Source organism: Gillisella vitis (assembly GCF_021559775.1).
Classification (GTDB): Bacteria; Pseudomonadota; Alphaproteobacteria; order Rhizobiales; family Rhizobiaceae; genus Allorhizobium; species Allorhizobium ampelinum.
Map to the genome: position 1 here is coordinate 1990115 of NZ_CP056047.1, position 17669 is coordinate 2007783.

The following is a 17669-nucleotide window of genomic DNA, read 5'->3' on the forward strand; positions in this document are numbered from 1 at the left end:
GGTGCGTCAAAAATTTACGCATAGGTGAACTGCAAACGCGGGAGCGACCGTTAGGTTCCTACCGATCTTACCGGCAAATCAAATTTTGAGACCAAATACTCTTACCCATACCCTTGCGCGCATCGATCGGCCTTGCCATGGTCTGGCGCAAAATCAGCAGGAGGGATCATGACCAAGGCGCTGCTTCTCATCGATATCCAAAACGGCTTTTGCCCGGGCGGCAATCTGCCGGTGGCAGAGGGCGATCAGATCGTTCCCATCGCCAATGCCCTGATGGCCAGCGGGTCCTATGACCTGATCGTCGCCTCGCAGGACTGGCATCCAGCCAATCACAGCAGCTTCGCCTCCCAGCATCCCGGTGCCAAGGTTTTTGAACTGGGCGAGCTTTCCGGCAAGCCGCAGATGATGTGGCCGGACCATTGTGTGCAGGGGACCGTGGATGCCGCGTTTCACCCCGGCCTCGACCTCTCCCGGATCGATCATGTCCAGAAAAAAGGCCTGAACCCCTTGGTGGACAGCTATTCGGCCTTCCGCGACAACGATCAAACGGCCCTGACCGGCCTTAGCACCTGGCTGATCGACAAGGGCGTCACCGAACTGGATGTCATGGGCCTTGCCACCGATTACTGCGTCAAGTTTTCCGTGCTGGATGCGCTGGACATGCTGCCGGGCGTGACCGTGCGCTTGATTATCGATGGCAGCCGGGGCATTGATCCGCAAACGGTGGAGGCAGCGATTGCCGATATGCAGGCCCATGGCGCACGGTTGATCACCAGCGCGGATGTCCTCGTCTAAAAAACATCAGCCGCTGCAAAAAGAATGGGTTCGGGAGGGCCGCCATGGAGACCATCAACACGATTGCAGCCCTGCGCCACAGGCTCGATGCCTGCCGCAAGGCTGGAAAATCCATCGGTTTCGTGCCGACCATGGGTTATCTGCATAAGGGGCACCTGACGCTGGTCGAACAGGCCAAGGCCGAAAATGCCGTGACCGTTGTGTCGATCTTCGTCAACCCGCTGCAATTTGGCAAGGGCGAGGATCTGGAGAAATATCCCCGCGATCTTGAGCGCGACAGTGAGATGCTGGAGGCGGCAGGCGTCGATTTCCTGTTCGCGCCTGGCGTGGCCGACATGTATCCGCGTCCGATGGAGACCGTTGTTGATCTGCCGGGGCTGGGCGGCGAGCTGGAGGGCAAGGCCAGGCCCGGCCATTTTGCTGGGGTGGCAACCGTCGTCACCAAGCTGTTCAACATCGTCCAGCCGGATGCCGCCTATTTTGGCGAGAAGGATTATCAGCAGGTGGCGATCATCCGCCGCATGGTGGACGATCTCGCCATGCCGGTGCGTGTCGTGCCGGTGGCAACCGTGCGCGAGGCCGATGGGCTGGCCTGCTCATCGCGCAACGTCTACCTGACCGAGGAACAGCGCACCGCCGCCATCATCGTGCCAAAGGCGCTGGAGGAAGCGGAACGACTCTACCACGCCGGTATGCGCGATACGGCGGAGATGGAAGCAGCCCTTGCCGCCTTCATTGCCCGGGAGCCGTTGGCAAAGCCCGACGTGGTCGCCGTGCGTCACCCCGATACGCTGGCTACCCTGCCCCATCTGGACCAGCCGTTTCTGGTGCTGCTTTACGTAGAGATCGGCACGACCAAGCTGCTGGATAACCGGGTCATCACCATCAAAAGCAAGAAGGAAGCCGCCGAGTGAGCGCCCCGCCCCGCCAGAAACGCCTGACGCCCACCACCATTGCCGCGCTGAAGCATCAGCGCCCGATTGTCTCCCTCACCGCCTATACCACGCCGATGGCGCGGCTGATGGATGCGCATTGCGATCTGCTGCTGGTCGGCGACAGCCTTGGCATGGTGCTGTACGGGCTGGACACCACGGTCGGCGTCACCCTGGAGATGATGATTGCCCATGGGCAAGCCGTGTTACGTGGAGTCAATCACGCCTGCGTCATCGTCGATATGCCGTTCGGTTCCTATCAGGAATCAAAAGAACAGGCCTTCCGCAATGCGGCACGGATTATGAAGGAAACCGGCTGCGATGGCATCAAGCTGGAAGGCGGCACGGAAATGGCCGAGACCGTCGCCTTTCTGGTGGAACGCGGCATTCCCGTGCTGGGCCATGTCGGGCTGATGCCACAGCAGGTCAACACATCAGGCGGCTACCGCTCCAAAGGCCATGATGAAGCGGAAGCCGACAAGATCCGGGCCGACGCCACCGCCATAGCCAAGGCAGGCGCTTTTGCGCTGGTCATCGAAGGCACCGTGGAGCCTTTGGCGCGGGACATAACCCAGACCCTTGCCATCCCCACCATCGGCATCGGCGCCTCGCCTGCCTGCGATGGCCAGATCCTGGTCTCAGACGACATGCTGGGCCTGTTCAACGATTTCAAACCGCGCTTCGTCAAGCATTATGCCGAGCTGGCCGGGGTGATTTCAAAGGCCGTTGAAGACTATGCGACCGAGGTCAAGGCACGGCAATTTCCCGGGCCGGAGCATACATTCCAGCCGCGTAAATCGTAACCACTAAAGAGACGGTAGCGCCTCCCGCCTTCATCCGGCGCGAGGCGCTACGGCTATTTGATGATGACAAGCAGCCCCGCGGCAATCAGCAATATGCAAAACGACAGAACCAGAGTGCGTTCATCAACCTTGTGGGCCAAATGAACGCCTGCTGGCACGCCTAAAAGCCCGCCGATAGCCAGCATAAGGCCGAGGGTCCAATCGACATGGCCATAATAGCCGTATTGCATCAGGCTGATGCTGCATCCCGGCAGTGCCAGCGCCAACCCCAGGCCTTGCGCGCGAACCTGGGAATGTCCGTAGAACATCACCAACAAGGGAACGGCCAGCATGGCGCCCCCCACCCCGAACAGGCCGAGCGATATGCCGCCAATCGCCCCCGGTAGAAAAGCCCACCGGTAATCAAGGCCATGTGAGACGAATTTTATGTTTCTCGTGATGGCGACAAACGCCGCAAGCAACATCAAAAACACGCCATACCAGAGCTTCAATGTCTCGCTCGACAGCGATAAGGCCCAGAGAGAGCTGATCGCCGACGTGACGCTGCCACTGACGGCCAGCACAAGGGCCGTCTTGAGATCGAAGCTGCCCTTGTTGCGGTATTTCACCAGGGCATAGAGAACATTGGTGACAACCATGACCAAAGCTGTCCCTTGGGCCAGCTTCTGGTCATAGGCCGCAAACAAAACCAGAAGCGGGATTGCAAATGTCCCGCCTCCGGTTCCCAGGAAGCCTCCGGCTGTTCCCAGAAGCGCGCCGAAGGGAACGCCTATAACACTCATCAACATCGTGTTTAATCCTATGCCGCGACGCTGGCGTGTTGGTCTGCCAAGCAGAGGACGGTAGGGCCGGACTCCTGACGAGAATTCGGAAAGTCGCTGTTGTAATGACATCCGCGACTTTCAGACCGCGACAAGGCGCTGTCGATGACAATACGCGCCGTCACCACCATGTTGTGCAAGTCGCTAAGGTCGAAAGAGTGGGGATGCAATGTCAACATCGCCTCGACTTCCGAATGAAGCAGGTCGATCCTTCTGCGGGCCGCATGAAGCGAGTCCTGGCTACGAACGATGCCCACATAATTCCACATCACCGTTCTGATTTCCTGCTTGATCAGAACCATGGCATCGCGCTTCATTCCGTCCGCCGCCCTGATATGCGGGTGCTGTTTGGCCGGTACCAGCGAGACGTTCAGCAGGTCACTGCCGCTCAAGATATCGAGTGACGCAGCCCGTGCCATGACCACACATTCCAGCAGGGAGTTGGATGCCAGCCGGTTCGCGCCATGCAAGCCGGTATAGGCCGCCTCACCGAGGCAATAAAGGCGATCGACATCGGTTCGTCCGTTTATCTCCGCATAGACACCGCCGCAGGTATAATGCGAAGCGGGTGTCACCGGGATCGGCTCCTTCGTCATGTCGATCCCTCGCTCCAGACATTTCTGGTAAATGTTCGGGAAATGACCCTTGATGAATTCCGCTGGCTTATGGCTGATGTCGAGATTGACGGATGGAATGCCGTTCTTCTTCATCTCGCTGTAAATGGCTCTGGAAACCACATCTCTTGGCGCAAGCTCTGCACGCTCATCATAATCGGCCATGAAGCGGTAGCCATCGGGAAGCGTCAAAATGCCGCCCTCGCCCCGAACGGCCTCCGTGATCAGAAAAGCGTCACCTCCGGGATAGTACATGCAGGTTGGATGGAACTGCATGAATTCCAGGTTGGCGACACGGCAACCCATTCTCCAGGCCAGAGGAATACCGTCACCGATCGATTGAGCTGGCGATGTCGTATGCGAGAAAATCGGGCCGACGCCGCCTGTGGCCAAAACCGTGAAGCTGGATGCGATGCGGCGCTCGACACCCTTCGGGTCGATCAACACCGCGCCAATGCAGGTGTTTTTCTCGGCATCGCCCCGGATGAGATCCGTGACTGCGCAATTCTCAAGCACGGTGATGTTGGGATGAGATAGAAGGTGGGAGGACAGGCTGGTCTGAATTCCGCGACCGGTCATGTCATCGACATGCAAAATGCGCCGTTCACCATGGCCGCCTTCGCGGGTCAGGTGATAGTCGCCATCCTGTTTGGTGAATGGAACACCCTGTTCGATCAGCCACTCGACGGCCTTACGGCCATTCTCAACGATATAGCGCGTATTGTCGATGTCATTCAGATGACATCCGGCAATCAACGTATCGCTGACATGCTTGTCATGCGTATCGTCTGCCGCATAGACCGCAGAAATCCCACCCTGGGCATAATTCGATGCGGCAGAGCCGAGATCGGATTTGCAGACGATGAGAACCCGCTTCTCCCGCGCCACAGATAATGCCAGCGTCTGCCCCGCCAATCCGGCGCCAATCACCAGGACGTCGTAATAATCCTCAATCCCGTCTGAAAACATCATATTGCACTCCCCCCGGCAAAAAAGCAGATCAGGCGCTTCGATAATTCCCATGCGCCAAATACTCGCAAAGGTTGCCAGATCAATAGGGTGCGCTTTAAATTCTAGAAAGCATCAAGTCAACGAAAAATGCCCCTTTTAATTGCATTATGCCCATTTTTCAATCAAAAAAATTTATCAGAAAAAATACGCCCACCATGGCGCAAACCTCAAGACGCCCCTCAAGACGCCACCGTCCGCTCCAATTGGTAGATCCCGTCATTGAAGCGGTCGATCTGCTCGGCCAGCAGGGTCTGGGCGTCGGCAAGGCCTCTGTTGTAGAAATGCACACCGACCGTTCCGGCCAGAAAATCGATGAGGCTTTCGATCTCGAACCGTCCAAGCTCGACCTCATGTTCACTCGCCAAGTGTTTTTGCAGCCGTGAAACCAGCAGAGCCAGTTCGTCTTTTGAAAAATCCGCTTTCACATCATCGGGCTTCGGCATTCACAACGTTCCTTTTCGACAAGAATGGTCGGCTGGAATAGGGCATGACTATGAGCACGCATCAATGGAAATCAACGCAGGATCACTCCTATTGATTTGCTCGTTTCGCAATGATGTTCTAATCCACCCCTCATTCTTGGGAGGGAAAAGAAGATCCCACCTGAAAACAGCCCACCCCAAGACATATGCCCATTTAGAGAATTTCCGCGTTTCATAGAAACGCATAAATACTCTAACTGTTTGTTTCAACACATTTCCGGACGCAAAACCGCACCGCACTTTTGCTGGAAATGCTCTAGGAAAAGACGATGTCAGACTTTACCGATGGCGCGCGCCAAAGCGCACCCATCACGCTTTCCACATTGCCCTTCGCCGCCTTGTTTGGTGCAGTCGCTGCCGCCCATGGCCAATCGGTGGCTGAGGCGACGCTGATGAGTGCGACGGTTTTTGCAGGCGCCAGTCAATTGGTCGGCATCGATCTGTTCGGCAATAACGTTCCAGCCTGGCTGATCGTGCTCTCGGTGTTTGCCGTCAATTTCCGCCATATCCTCTATTCGGCGGCCATTGGCCCTTATTTCCAACGGCTGAGCGGAATGCAAAAGGCCATCGCCTTCTTCTTCATGACCGATCCGCAATTTGCCGAAACCGTCAAACATGCCGAAGGTGGCAAGTCCGTTTCCTTCGGCTGGTATATGGGCTTTGCGCTGGCCATCTATGTTCCCTGGGTCGGATTTTCGGCGATTGGCGCAATGTTCAGCAGCCTGATCGGTGATCCGAAAGTGGTTGGCCTCGACGTGCTGCTGCCCGTCTATTTCATGGGCAGCGTGCTTGGCTTTCGCAAGCGCCCGAACTTCCTGATCGTGGTTGCCGTCAGCGCCGTGGCCGCAGTGTTCGCCATGCATGCCGTCGGTTCGCCCTGGCATGTCAGCCTTGGTGCACTGGCGGGCATAGTTACCGCAGCCCTGCTGCCGCCGAAGCCGCAGGCGGCCCTTGATGATCGACAAGAGGTGACGCAATGATGGATCTTGACCCCTCTATGGTGGCGATCATTCTGGCTGCCGCCCTTGCCACCTACCTCACCCGCGCTGGCGGCTATCTGGTGATCAGCCGTTTCAAGACCCTGCCACCCAGGGTCGATGCAGCGTTGAACGCCGTTCCTGCCGCCGTGTTGACCACGCTGGTCGCCCCGGCCTTTTACGCCGGTGGCATGGAGGTGAAATTCGCCATGCTGCTTGGTCTCGTCGTTGGCCTGCGCTTTTCGTTGATTCCCATGCTGCTCACCGGTTGGGGTGCCGCCGTGCTGATCCGCCAGTTCATGGCCTGATCCCTATCGGCTCCCCCCTGCGGCAATCACCTCACCAAAGCCACTGAAACTGGGGTGAGGCTTGTTTTACAGTTCGTATCTCTTATTCAGCTATATTTAATATAAATAACCTATGGTAGAACCCTGTCGTCGCAACCGTTTTCCTTGCCGATTCGTTTCGTAACCACGTGAGGGCAGTCTGATTGGCAATCTGATTGATGGCGTCATGCGGCAAAAAGGCGGAATGCATTGAGAGGGGTTTTTAAATGGGTCATCAACGTCATCGACTGGAACTGATTGCTGGCGGCAAGGAACCGGCAGCGAACGCCCATTCCATCCATCAGATTGCCGAGGACCTGCAAAAGCTGATCAAGGCGTCAGACGCCGCCCGCTGCGAGATGTTGAGCTATCTGCTGGAAGTGGCACTGGATGAGGCCATCCGCGAAAGCGAAGAAAGAGGGCGCTAATCACCCTTCTTCCACCTCTATCGTTTTTCAAAGCGAACATGCCCAAAGCGAAGATGCATATGCATCTTCGCTTTTTTTACATACAGAGCCGTGCGCCATATATGGCGCATAAAGGTTCGCTGTCGCTCTTTATATCTGCTGCATAATTTTCTCTTTAAACCGATCTCGGTTTAAAGAATTATGCAGTAGCGGACCGCGCCAGTGGCTCGGTTGCCCGGATCAGCCAGCTTCGGGCATCGTCACCCTCCACCAGCGGCAAAAGCTGCTCTCGTGTGCGGGCGTGGTAATCGTCCAGCCAGCGCAGTTCCTCACGGGTCAGCATGTCCTCAACGATCAGGTAGCGGTCGATGGGCGCGAAGGTGAGCGTCTCGAAACTCATCATATCAAGGTCGCCGCCGTTCACCGGCTCCAGATCGCGCACATAGATCAGGTTTTCGATCCGGATGCCAAAATGACCGGGCCGGTAGTAACCAGGCTCATTGGAGAGAATCATGCCTGGCAGCAATTCCTGGGTGGAAAGCCGGGAAATGCGTTGCGGTCCCTCATGCACCGACAGAAACGAGCCGACACCGTGGCCGGTGCCGTGGGCGAAATCCGCCCCGGCCTTCCACAGGTTGATGCGCGCCAGCGGATCGAGGTCGCAGCCGCGCGTCCCCTTGGGAAAACGCGCTGTGCTGATGGCGATCATGCCCTTCAACACCAGCGTGAAGAACCGTTTCTGATCGTCCGGCACCGCGCCGACCGCAAGCGTGCGGGTTATATCCGTGGTGCCGTTGACATATTGCGCGCCTGAATCGACCAGGAACATTTCGCCTGCCCGGATCGGCCGGTCGCTTTCCGTCGTTACGCGGTAATGCATGATGGCGGCATGTTCGCCTGCCCCGGCAATCGTATCGAAAGACACATCCTTCAGCGGGTTCTGCATCCGCTCGCCCACTTTGGCGCGGATGGTTTCCAACGCCCGCGTTGCACTGATTTCCGTCGCGCTGCCCGCCGGTTGCCGGTCGAGCCAGCTGAGGAATTCAACCACGGCCACACCATCCTGTACATGGGCGGCAGCCGAGCCATTCAATTCAACCAGGTTTTTCACCGCCCGACCAAGCTTGGCCGGATCGGCACCATCCACAACCTTGCCACCCCGGCTCGCCACCAGACGTGCCAATGCCGCTGGCGAGAGATCCGGGTCCATCAGAATGCGGGCGCCGGTCTGGGCCAGCATTGCCAATTGCGAAACGAAATTCTGCGGATCAAGCCGGGTGGCAAGACCATCGAGATAGGTCTCGACCTCGAGATTCGTCTTGCGCCGGTCCAGAAACAGTTCGGCCTTGCCATCGGCATGAATGATCGCCCGCGATAGCGGATGCGGCGTGTGAGGTACATCCTGGCCACGAATATTAAAGATCCAGGCCACCGACGATGGATCGGTGATCACCACCGCCGCTGCGTCTTTTGCTGTGAGGCCATCGGCGATTTTGGCAATCTTCTCACCTGCGTCGACCCCGGCGGCCGAGATCGGCTGGATCGATACTGCGCCCAACGGCTCGGCAGGACGGTCGGTCCAGACCGCATCGAGCGGATTTTCATCGACCAGCACAATCGTGCCGCCGATCTCGTGTAGCGCCTTTTCCAGCCGCGACACCTGCGCCACCGTATGCATCCATGGATCGATGCCCAGCCGGAACCCTTTCGGTGCATGGGCCGGGATCCACTTGGCCGGAGGCTCATCGATCAGGTCGCCCGGCGTAAACACGTCGAGATCCACCTGCTGGCGCACTTGCGTGACATAGCGGCCATCGACAAAGACCACGGCCTGGCTCTGCGTTACCAGAACTTCGCCCGCCGAGCCGGTAAAGCCGGTCAGCCAGGACAGGCGTTCGGCTGAGGCTGGAACATATTCACCCTGATATTCATCGGCCCGCGGGATCAGAAAACCATCAATACCCAGCCCCGAAAACCGGTCACGCAGCGCCGCGACACGGTCGCGACCGAATTGAGGAGTGGAGGTAACGTCAAAACTTTGGAACATGAGACTTGTCCGACACTGTCAAAAACTGCTGCCAACCTATAACAGCGGCGCTGAAATGACAGCCTTTCCGTCACCTTTGCCCCGCTTTTCGCCCTATCCGGCCCGTCGGAGGCAGATTGTGACGGTTTTTTGACCACAAAGAGTCTGACAGCATCATAATCGATGCGCTGAGCGCATGGCTCCCATGCCAGCAAAACGCTGTCGCAAATCAGCTAAACCGATTAGAAGCACCGCAACGCAACATGCTAAACATAACCGAAGAGACCTCTGATGACCAGCCCGATCCGCACCTCTGCTCCGACCCGCGCCATGCCGCTCGGCCGTCAGATTGGCCGCAACGGTCTGACCGGCGCTTCTTCCCTGTCGCGTGACATTCTGGCTGGCGATGCCCGCACTGGCACCGTCCGCAACGGCTCGGTTCGCGCTGCAATCTAATAGCATCCTGAAATGGCCTATGCGACGCTACCGCTGTGGAGGCGGGTCGAGCGGCCATTTACCTGTCGAAGACAGTCCCGGCTACGGGACCCGCTTGAGCCTCTCCTCCCAGGGTTCGCGGGTTGATCAGGGAAACCTGATCGAGAAAAAGGCGGCATGGCGGTGCCGCCTTTTTTGTTTTTTGTGAAAAGCGACATTTCTGAAAACGCCAGTCTGATGGCACAAGTCTGCCGGGAGTTAGCCCGCACAAGCCATGCGCGTTATTCACTGCTGCACCGCACACAATCATCGCAGGCCGAAAACCACTTAAAGGTCGGACTATTGCAGGTGAATAGTGACCCAGCCATTGCGCCAGATGGTGCGCACATGCTTCACCCCCGCGCCATTATAGGCGGCGATCACTTTCCAGCGCTGCGATGCCAGAATGCCGGAGAGGATGACGGAACCGCCCGGAGCCAGATGAGTGACGAGCTGCGGCGCCATCTTCATCAGAGGGCGAGCAAGAATATTGGCGATGATCAGGTCGAAAGGCCCGAATTCACCAAAAGCCGTTGAATGGAAGCCCGGAGCGGTGCGCCACTCGATACCGTTGGGGACGCCGTTGCGCGTGCCGTTTTCCTTGGCCACCCGCACCGCGATCGGATCGATATCAGTGGCCAGTACCGGCACGTTGACCAGCTTGCGCACAGCGATGGCCAGAACACCGCTGCCGGTGCCCAGATCCAGCGCGTTGCGGGGCCTGCGGGCACGCACCACGCTATCGATCATTTCCAGGCAGCCAGCCGTCGTGCCATGATGGCCGGTGCCGAAAGCCTGACCGGCATCAATCTCGATGGCCAGATCATGGGGACGGACCTTATCGCGGTCATGGGAGCCATGCACCAGAAACCGCCCGGCCCTGACAGGCGTCAGGCCTTCCAGCGATTTGGCGATCCAGTCGATATCGGGGATCACTTCACGCTCGACCGGCAGATCCGGAAATTCCGCGACCAGCGCCGCATTCACCCGCGCCAGTATATCGTCTTCCTCATCGAACATCAGGTAGATCGATGTTTCCCAGATATCGCGTTTTTCATCGACTTCCGTGGTGGCAATCGCATAATCCTCTTCGCCGAACTCCAGGCTCAAGAGGTCGAGAATGTGATTGGCCTGCACTTCGGTGGTGCTGGTGAAAAAACGAAGTTCGCTCACGGTCGATATTCCCTATGGGGCGGGCTGATTAAACGCCCACGTTCCTGCCGCTTCCGGTACAACGCCTGACGCGCCGTTGCAACATCAAAGCAGGACAGGCATCGCCTCTCCAAGTATCGGCGAGCGGTCAGCCCTTCATCAGCTTTTGCAGCTTCTGGACGGCGGTTTCCGGGTTTTCACCATAGGCAATCGTGCCTTTGAACCGGCCCTGCGCATCCAGCAGAAACACCGAGGCTGTATGGTCCATGGTGTAATCGCCGTTCGGATTGGCCTCATCGACCGGCACTTTCTTGGCATAGACACGGAAGCCCTTGACCATCTCCATGACCTTGTCGGGCGCTCCGGTGATGCCGGTAATCCGGTCGGAAACATTCGAAACATAGGTATTCAGGATCTCGGTCGTATCGCGTTCAGGATCGACGGAAACGAAATAGGCATTCAGATGGCCGCCCTGCGGATCGACCTGTTTCAGCCAGCCATCCAATTCAAACAGGGTGGTCGGGCAGACTTCGGGGCAATGGGTGAAGCCGAAGAACACCGCGCTCGGCTTGCCGCGCAGCACCTGCTCGCTGACGGCCTGTCCCCGCTGGTCGACCAGTTGAAAGGGCACGCCATAGGCCGCCTCGCCCACCGTGCGGCTCGATTGGCCAATTTCAAGCGTCAGATACCCCAGCAAAGCTGCCGAGGCCGCCACCAATATCCAAAGCCCGATCCGCAGTCTCTTCATCGCTTCACTCAATGTTTATTTCCAAAGACCAGCATTTCCAAAGCCCGGCGGCATGATTAAACGCGCCCGATCCACGCTCTTCCATACAAGCCGAGGGATAGGCAAGGCAAATCAAACAAACCGCAAAGCTGGAAAATCCAGTGCCGCACCCCCGAGACATATCGTCGCCCGCAACCGTGCTGCGGGCTTATGGCGACGACCAAACCACAGGAGTTGTGTGGCGCTGGATAGAATTAAATCATCAATCGGGAATAGTATTAGTAGAAGCTTAATAGTCTTGAGAGACAGTCATCCTGCATGTCGGCCTTACGCCGTCAGGACATGATGTCCTTGGAGGATTGCTGCAAAGATCGCTGACCGGCAAAAGGCTGGACGTGAAAGATGCGGCGGTTTCAGCAATGACAGCAGCCCTTCCTTGGGGAGAGCGCAGTCCTTCTAAACTCCGCACAGCATGTTCCATAGGACCGACCCGGTCACGTCAACTGAGCCATGCGGGGATATTCATGAGCAACGCAATTTCCGGCCGAGGCCTTTCCGTCGGCCAGCGTCTGATGACCTTGGGCGGCGCTGCCATCTGCGCCATCGCGGCCATGCTGGCCGTCGGCTATTACAAGAGCAGCCAACTGGATCACTCGTTGAACCGGGCGATAGAACTCAAGAACAAGCTCGAGATTGTCAACGAATTGCGGCTTGCCAATGGTGAGATCACCCTTGCCGCAATGGATACGATCATTGACCGCGAGGAAGGCAAAGTCCAGCCGGACCGCCAGAGCATTTTCGACAAGGCTGGCGTGGCGCTTGCCAATGGGTCTGCCACCGTCAAGCAGGTCGCCGCAGATGTGGGACAGTCCGCAAATATAGCAAGCTATGACAGCGATGTGCAGAAGCTCCGCCAGGAAGTCACGGTAGAATTGAAGAAACTGGTGGAAACCCAGGCTCCGGAAGAGGATTATGCCCGGATTGACGATGTCATCGATGGCGCCGGCGGCAAGCTGAGCGACACGTTGGCCAATCTTTCCTCCGCCGCTGGCAAACTGGTCGAAAGCCGCGTGGCTGCCGCGACTGAGGCGTCCAGAAGCGCCATCACCATGCAGATCACCATCGGTTTGATTGCATTTTTCCTGGTTCTCGGATTGCAGATCATCCATGCCCGTTCGGTCGTCAACGGCATCCGCAATGTCCGCACCAGCCTCAAGAATATTATCGACGGCAATTATGACAGCGAGATCCTCGGTCTGGCGCGCGGCGATGAAATCGGTGACATTGCCCGATCGGCTGATATTTTCCGCCAAGCCGTCATCGACAAACGCACGCTGGAAGCCGAGGCTGAAGACAGCCGAAAGAGCCGCGAAACCGAGATGCGCGAGAGCGAGGCCGCAGCCGCTGCCGAGCGCGACCGGATGAAAGCCGCCGTCGATGCCTTGGGCAAGGGCCTGAACCGACTGGCCGAGGGCGATTTGCAGGCAGTGGTCGATGAAGCTTTCCCGCAGGAAGTCGAACGCCTGCGCACGGATTTCAACCTTGTCACCACCCATCTGCGCAATGTCATGGGCGAAATTTCCATCAACTCCAGTTCCATCCAGGCCAATGCCAATCAGATGCGCTCCGCCGCCGACGATCTGGCGCGCCGCACCGAACAGCAGGCCGCATCGCTGGAAGAAACATCGGCAGCACTGGCTGAGATTACCGAAACGGTTCGCACCAGCACGCAGCGCGCCGAAGATGCCAGCCACATGGTCGATAATGCCAAGACCTATGCCGAACAGTCCGGTGCCGTCGTCTCCGACGCCATGGCTGCCATGGAGCGGATTGAAAGCGCCACCGGCGAAATCGGCAAGATCATCAACGTCGTTGACGAGATCGCCTTCCAGACCAATCTTCTGGCGTTGAATGCCGGCGTCGAAGCCGCCCGCGCCGGGGATGCAGGCAAAGGCTTTGCCGTGGTTGCCCAGGAAGTGCGCGCCTTGGCCGGACGCGCTGCGGAAGCCGCCCGCACCATCAAGGATCTGGTCACCAAATCAAGCGACGAAGTGCGCACCGGGGTCGAGCTTGTGACCGCCACCGGCGAGGCTTTGCATAAAATAGGCGAAGATGTGCTCCGAATTAACGATCACGTTAAGTCGATTGTAACCTCGGCGCGCGAACAATCAGTTGGCCTGAGTGAAATCAATTCCGCCGTCGGACAGATGGACCAGGTCACGCAGCAAAATGCCGCCATGGTCGAAGAAACCAATGCGGCAAGTCATACGCTTGCCAGCGATGCAGACAATCTTGGACAGCTCGTTGGGCAGTTCAAGATCGGCGGCGCTGGTGAGACGCGGCCAGGATCACACCAGGCGCGACCGACATCAAGCAGACCTGAGCCGGCAAGACCGACCTCAGCACCGACGCAATCTCCCGCAAAGCAGCTCATGAGCAAGGTTGCGGGGGCTTTCACCAAAGGCAGCGGCTCCGCTCCAGCCCGTGCAACGGCAGCCGCCCCATCAACCGACCACTGGGAAGAGTTCTAAACCATGTCCAATGCCATCAAGCAGTCCGGCGCCTATCTTGAAATCGTTTCCTTCCATCTTGGCGATCAGGAATTCTGTATCGACATCATGGCGATCCGTGAAATTCGCGGTTGGGCACCGGTCACCCCGATGCCGCATACCCCCCCATACGTACTGGGCCTTATCAACCTGCGCGGCGCCGTCATCCCGGTCATCGACATGGCCTGCCGGCTGGGCATGAGCATGACCGAACCGTCCGAGCGCTCGGCCATCATCGTCACCGACATCGCCGGCAAGCTCGTTGGCCTGTTGGTCGAACAGGTCTCCGACATGATGACCATTCGCGGTGAAGACTTGCAGCCCGCCCCGGAAATCATCCCGGAAATGCAGCGTGCCTTCTGCCGCGGCATCGTGGCGCTGGAAAAATCCATGGTCTGCTTCCTCAACCTCGACACGGTTATCGCCGACGAGTTGGCCAACGCCGCCTGATCGGCAAGGTGTCTGGTCGGTCGAGCGTAAGCTCGGTTGAAAAGTCGAAAAAACAAGAAACCGCCGGTTCGGACGTGATGGCACCGAACCGGTGGTTTCGTGCGTTTAAAATTATGATGGTGGCAGGGCTGAAATTGCCGCTATCGGCTCTCTATATGTCTTAAGAGATCTGCACGCTGGTCGCAGTCATGAAACGCGGGGTTCCGCCGCAAAACGGCCTTGGAGTTTTGCGCGACATGGGTTGTTTGGGCATATCGTGATCGCAAAACCGCTGCACACTTTTGCGCGACATGCCTGTAAGGAGAATAATGATGAAGAAAAAACAGATTTCGGCACTTCTAATCGCAGCAAGCCTGGCGATAGGCTTTACAGTGCCCGCAATGGCGGGCGAGCTTACCCTCCCCGACATCCTGTTTGGCAAGCGCTATAATGACGGCGTGTCGGTGGAGCGTATCTATCAGCATCCGCCCGGCCACGGCAATGACCTGCCGCTTCTGGTCCGTTATCCCTCACGCCAAATGATCGAGACATCGCAGGCCGAAGTCAATGGCAACCCCGTGTTGCGCGAGGCCATGAAGGTTCGGGGCATTTTGGTGAAAAACGTCATCTGGGTGCAAACCGCCGCCAATGGCGGCAAGATCGTTTACGTCAAGTAGGTCAAACAAGGTTGTCACTTCACGAGATGCCGCACCGACTGGCAAACCTGTCTGCGCGGATAGAACAGACAACTCGGAGCTCACCTCAAGAAAAGTGGACCTGATTTTCGAGAAAGACATTTGAAAACAAAACAATCGAGAGTCTGTCCGGTTCAATCTGAGCCGGACAGACTCTCGAATATAGAAGTCAACCCCGGTGGCATGGAGGCGACTTTCAACATCTCCAGACTGGTGATCCCAGGAGAAAGATCAGCGGCCTTGGCAGACAAGCGGTAGATCACGAGCTTCGTAACAACCGTCACGTTATCGGAAACGCTCTCAAGCCGGTAACGGCTTAAGGAACAGACGATCCGCAGACAAAAGCGTTACAACAAACCCATGACGCTGCAACTCCCCAGCGCCCCGCTGGGGATTAATCTGCACCATAAGGGCGCACCAATAAAGCCGCGATACGCCCGAATTCGCGGCTCATCCGCTACGAATCCTGACCTTTTTTGGTATTTGCTTTGGCATTCATCAAAGCAAGCCCTACAATCAGGGCTTGCCATTCTTCCAAGTTACGCTCTGATTGAACAGCGGCACGGTCGAAATCGCCATTTTCGCGGACCCGTCCACCACCTGCCGGGAGTGGACGAGATAGACCAGCGTGTCATTGTCCTTGTCATAGATCCGGTTGACGACCAGCGTCTTCCAGATCAGCGACCGGCCCTGGCGAAACACTTCCTCGCCACCTTTCGACAGATTGATATCGCCGATCTCGATCGGCCCGGTCTGGCGGCAGGCGATGGAATTGTTGGATGGGTCCTCAAACCAATTGCCCTTATGCAGCCGATCGATCAGCGAGCGATCAAAATAGGTGACATGGCAGGTAATGCCTTTCACTTGCGGATCGGCCACTGCCTCAACCACGATATCGTTGCCCACCCAATCGACACCGACCTTGCCGACCACATCAGCCATGGCAGGCGTACCAAGAAGTCCTGCAAAAGCGGCAGCCAGCAGCAGCTTAGGTGATTTGAACATAACAGCCTCCGAGAAATACTCAGGCAGAGATATGCTTTCGCCATCACGTTACAAGATGCGCGGCAATGCCATGCCAAAAACCGTCAAGCCGAAACCCGCGCTGGCTTACGCACCGAGCAGGACTGATACCCGCCTGGAAACAGCCGTCCGATGGAAATCCCCATCATGCCAGCAAGCTCGCCCAGGTCCTGCGCGCCCCGGCGCTCCATCATCGCGATCACCGCTTGCGCGCAAACAGACGCGTCTTCGGCTGCATTGTGATGCCGGAAGGACAATTGCAGATGTGCCGCCAGCACATTCAGCCGATGGGAGGGCAATTGCGGCCAGACCTTCTGCGCCAGCTTGACGCTGCACACGTAAGACAGGCTTGGATAGGGCTGGCGATAGAGATCGCAACTTGCCCGCCACACCGACAGGTCGAAGGCGGCATTATGCGCCACCACCATCGCGCCCGAGAAATCATCGGCGAATTCGTCCATTACCTCGGGAAACTCGCCAGCATCCTCGACATGATCAGGCCGGATCCCGTGGATGGCGATGTTGAAGGATGAAAACCGCATGGTCTTTGGCCGGATCAACCGCTCCTCCACCCGCACCACCTGCCCGTTCTCGACAAAGGCCAGCCCGACCGAACAGGCGCTGCCCCGCTCTTCATTGGCGGTCTCGAAATCGATTGCGATGATTTTGGGCTGCAATGGCGTTGACATCGATCCCCTTTATGGTGCGGGAGCGATTCGAGCAATGTGAGGAGGGACGGGCATGTCGAAAATCTCCGGATTCCACTGCGAAATAGACCAACCGGATGAAACCTGCAGCCCAATCGTCATGCTGCATGGCAGCGGCCAGGATGAAACATGCTGGGGAGACATTCCGGCACGCATCGGCCCCGGCTCGCCCATCGTCCGTGTGCGCGGCAATATCATCTGGGAAGGCAAATACGCATTTTTCCGGCGCAATCCGGACAGGACGCTGGATCTGGCCGACCTGGCGCGCTCGGCCAGCGAAATCAGCTTGCTGCTCGAAAGCCTGACGCAACGGTTCGCCGAGCGAAAGCCGATCCTGATCGGATATTCAAATGGCGCAATTCTCTCCGCAGCCGTTCTTCGCGATTTTCCGGACTTGATCGACGGCGCCATCCTGCTGCGGGGCTTATCACCGGCTCCGGCGTCACCCTTTCCTCGGTCCGTGACCTGTCCTGTGCTGGTTATATCAGGCGAAACCGACAGCCGTCGCACCCCTCAGGACGGCGCGATCCTTGCTGAGCAACTCGTGGCGGCTGGGGCACCAACCTCTTATCATCTTCTGCCCTGCGGCCACGGCTGGGACCCGCAGGAACGGGATCTGGCCTTGATGCAGGAATGGTTGCGACATGTGACGAGACGCGCCGTGTCCGGTTCCTGATCCGAGCTGACACGCAAGAGACAAGGACAGGACAACCGAGCGA

At 57.7% G+C, this 17669-nt stretch carries 19 protein-coding genes; 11 read left to right on the forward strand and 8 right to left on the reverse strand.

Features of this window, described 5'->3' with window-relative positions; all coding sequences use genetic code 11:
* The first annotated feature begins 168 nt into the window (after nucleotides 1-168).
* Genes pncA through panB form a run of 3 tightly spaced genes read left to right on the forward strand, consistent with a single transcriptional unit; the run spans nucleotide 169 to nucleotide 2530 of the window.
* Nucleotides 169-795 (forward strand): bifunctional nicotinamidase/pyrazinamidase, encoded by a 627-nt coding sequence (gene pncA, locus AVCG78_RS09430; RefSeq protein WP_071206560.1) that lies wholly within the window; start codon nucleotides 169-171, stop codon nucleotides 793-795.
* A gap of 44 nt (nucleotides 796-839) precedes the next feature.
* Complete coding sequence (panC, locus tag AVCG78_RS09435; RefSeq protein WP_071206557.1) at nucleotides 840-1709, forward strand: pantoate--beta-alanine ligase; 870 nt, start codon at nucleotides 840-842, stop codon at nucleotides 1707-1709.
* Nucleotides 1706-2530 carry a 3-methyl-2-oxobutanoate hydroxymethyltransferase gene (panB, locus tag AVCG78_RS09440; RefSeq protein WP_071206554.1) on the forward strand — a complete coding sequence of 275 codons (825 nt, stop codon included), beginning with the start codon at nucleotides 1706-1708 and terminating at the stop codon, nucleotides 2528-2530. The genes panC and panB overlap by 4 nt, the downstream gene beginning before the upstream one ends.
* Nucleotides 2531-2583: 53 nt before the next feature.
* Here panB and AVCG78_RS09445 read toward each other — a convergent pair whose 3' ends face one another.
* From AVCG78_RS09445 to AVCG78_RS09455, 3 genes are all read right to left on the reverse strand, one after another.
* Nucleotides 2584-3318 (reverse strand): sulfite exporter TauE/SafE family protein, encoded by a 735-nt coding sequence (locus AVCG78_RS09445; protein ID WP_071206552.1) that lies wholly within the window; start codon nucleotides 3316-3318, stop codon nucleotides 2584-2586.
* A gap of 11 nt (nucleotides 3319-3329) precedes the next feature.
* Complete coding sequence (gene nadB / locus AVCG78_RS09450) at nucleotides 3330-4937, reverse strand: L-aspartate oxidase (protein WP_071206614.1); 1608 nt, start codon at nucleotides 4935-4937, stop codon at nucleotides 3330-3332.
* Between the two features lie 218 nt (nucleotides 4938-5155).
* Nucleotides 5156-5419, reverse strand: coding sequence for a DUF2164 domain-containing protein (locus AVCG78_RS09455; RefSeq protein WP_015916474.1), 264 nt, complete (start codon nucleotides 5417-5419; stop codon nucleotides 5156-5158).
* Between the two features lie 308 nt (nucleotides 5420-5727).
* On the opposite strand from AVCG78_RS09455, the gene AVCG78_RS09460 reads away from it, so the two are divergent.
* The 3 genes from AVCG78_RS09460 (at nucleotide 5728) to AVCG78_RS09470 (ending at nucleotide 7189) form a co-directional block, all read left to right on the forward strand.
* A complete protein-coding gene (locus AVCG78_RS09460) occupies nucleotides 5728-6438 on the forward strand; it encodes an AzlC family ABC transporter permease (protein ID WP_071206550.1) in 711 nt (236 codons plus the stop codon).
* Entirely contained in the window at nucleotides 6438-6743 is a 306-nt protein-coding gene (locus AVCG78_RS09465) for an AzlD family protein (RefSeq protein ID WP_060717914.1), read from the forward strand. The genes AVCG78_RS09460 and AVCG78_RS09465 overlap by 1 nt, the downstream gene beginning before the upstream one ends.
* A 245-nt stretch (nucleotides 6744-6988) precedes the next feature.
* A complete protein-coding gene (locus AVCG78_RS09470; protein ID WP_041696788.1) occupies nucleotides 6989-7189 on the forward strand; it encodes a hypothetical protein in 201 nt (66 codons plus the stop codon).
* A gap of 178 nt (nucleotides 7190-7367) precedes the next feature.
* Here AVCG78_RS09470 and AVCG78_RS09475 read toward each other — a convergent pair whose 3' ends face one another.
* Nucleotides 7368-9215: an aminopeptidase P family protein gene (locus tag AVCG78_RS09475; protein ID WP_071584880.1), complete on the reverse strand. Its 1848-nt coding sequence runs from the start codon at nucleotides 9213-9215 to the stop codon at nucleotides 7368-7370.
* A 270-nt stretch (nucleotides 9216-9485) separates the two neighbouring features.
* On the opposite strand from AVCG78_RS09475, the gene AVCG78_RS09480 reads away from it, so the two are divergent.
* On the forward strand, nucleotides 9486-9650 hold the full coding sequence (locus AVCG78_RS09480; RefSeq protein WP_156546304.1) for a hypothetical protein: 165 nt from the start codon (nucleotides 9486-9488) through the stop codon (nucleotides 9648-9650).
* A 318-nt stretch (nucleotides 9651-9968) separates the two neighbouring features.
* Here AVCG78_RS09480 and AVCG78_RS09485 read toward each other — a convergent pair whose 3' ends face one another.
* A complete protein-coding gene (locus tag AVCG78_RS09485) occupies nucleotides 9969-10841 on the reverse strand; it encodes a 50S ribosomal protein L11 methyltransferase (protein ID WP_071206547.1) in 873 nt (290 codons plus the stop codon).
* A 127-nt stretch (nucleotides 10842-10968) separates the two neighbouring features.
* Nucleotides 10969-11568, reverse strand: a complete 600-nt coding sequence (locus tag AVCG78_RS09490; RefSeq protein WP_015916479.1) for an SCO family protein — start codon at nucleotides 11566-11568, stop codon at nucleotides 10969-10971.
* Between the two features lie 503 nt (nucleotides 11569-12071).
* Between AVCG78_RS09490 and AVCG78_RS09495 the strand changes: the two genes are divergently transcribed.
* The 3 genes from AVCG78_RS09495 to AVCG78_RS09505 all read left to right on the forward strand — a co-directional run bounded on the left by AVCG78_RS09495 (nucleotide 12072) and on the right by AVCG78_RS09505 (nucleotide 15202).
* Entirely contained in the window at nucleotides 12072-14078 is a 2007-nt protein-coding gene (locus AVCG78_RS09495; protein ID WP_071206545.1) for a methyl-accepting chemotaxis protein, read from the forward strand.
* Between the two features lie 3 nt (nucleotides 14079-14081).
* Entirely contained in the window at nucleotides 14082-14546 is a 465-nt protein-coding gene (locus tag AVCG78_RS09500; protein ID WP_015916481.1) for a chemotaxis protein CheW, read from the forward strand.
* Between the two features lie 308 nt (nucleotides 14547-14854).
* Nucleotides 14855-15202 (forward strand): hypothetical protein, encoded by a 348-nt coding sequence (locus tag AVCG78_RS09505; RefSeq protein ID WP_143049400.1) that lies wholly within the window; start codon nucleotides 14855-14857, stop codon nucleotides 15200-15202.
* Between the two features lie 534 nt (nucleotides 15203-15736).
* Here AVCG78_RS09505 and AVCG78_RS09510 read toward each other — a convergent pair.
* Complete coding sequence (locus tag AVCG78_RS09510) at nucleotides 15737-16225, reverse strand: CreA family protein (protein WP_071206541.1); 489 nt, start codon at nucleotides 16223-16225, stop codon at nucleotides 15737-15739.
* A gap of 83 nt (nucleotides 16226-16308) precedes the next feature.
* On the reverse strand, nucleotides 16309-16932 hold the full coding sequence (locus AVCG78_RS09515) for a 3'-5' exonuclease (RefSeq protein WP_015916484.1): 624 nt from the start codon (nucleotides 16930-16932) through the stop codon (nucleotides 16309-16311).
* A gap of 52 nt (nucleotides 16933-16984) precedes the next feature.
* Between AVCG78_RS09515 and AVCG78_RS09520 the strand changes: the two genes are divergently transcribed.
* Nucleotides 16985-17626, forward strand: a complete 642-nt coding sequence (locus AVCG78_RS09520) for an alpha/beta hydrolase (protein ID WP_071206539.1) — start codon at nucleotides 16985-16987, stop codon at nucleotides 17624-17626.
* The last annotated feature ends 43 nt before the right edge of the window (nucleotides 17627-17669 follow it).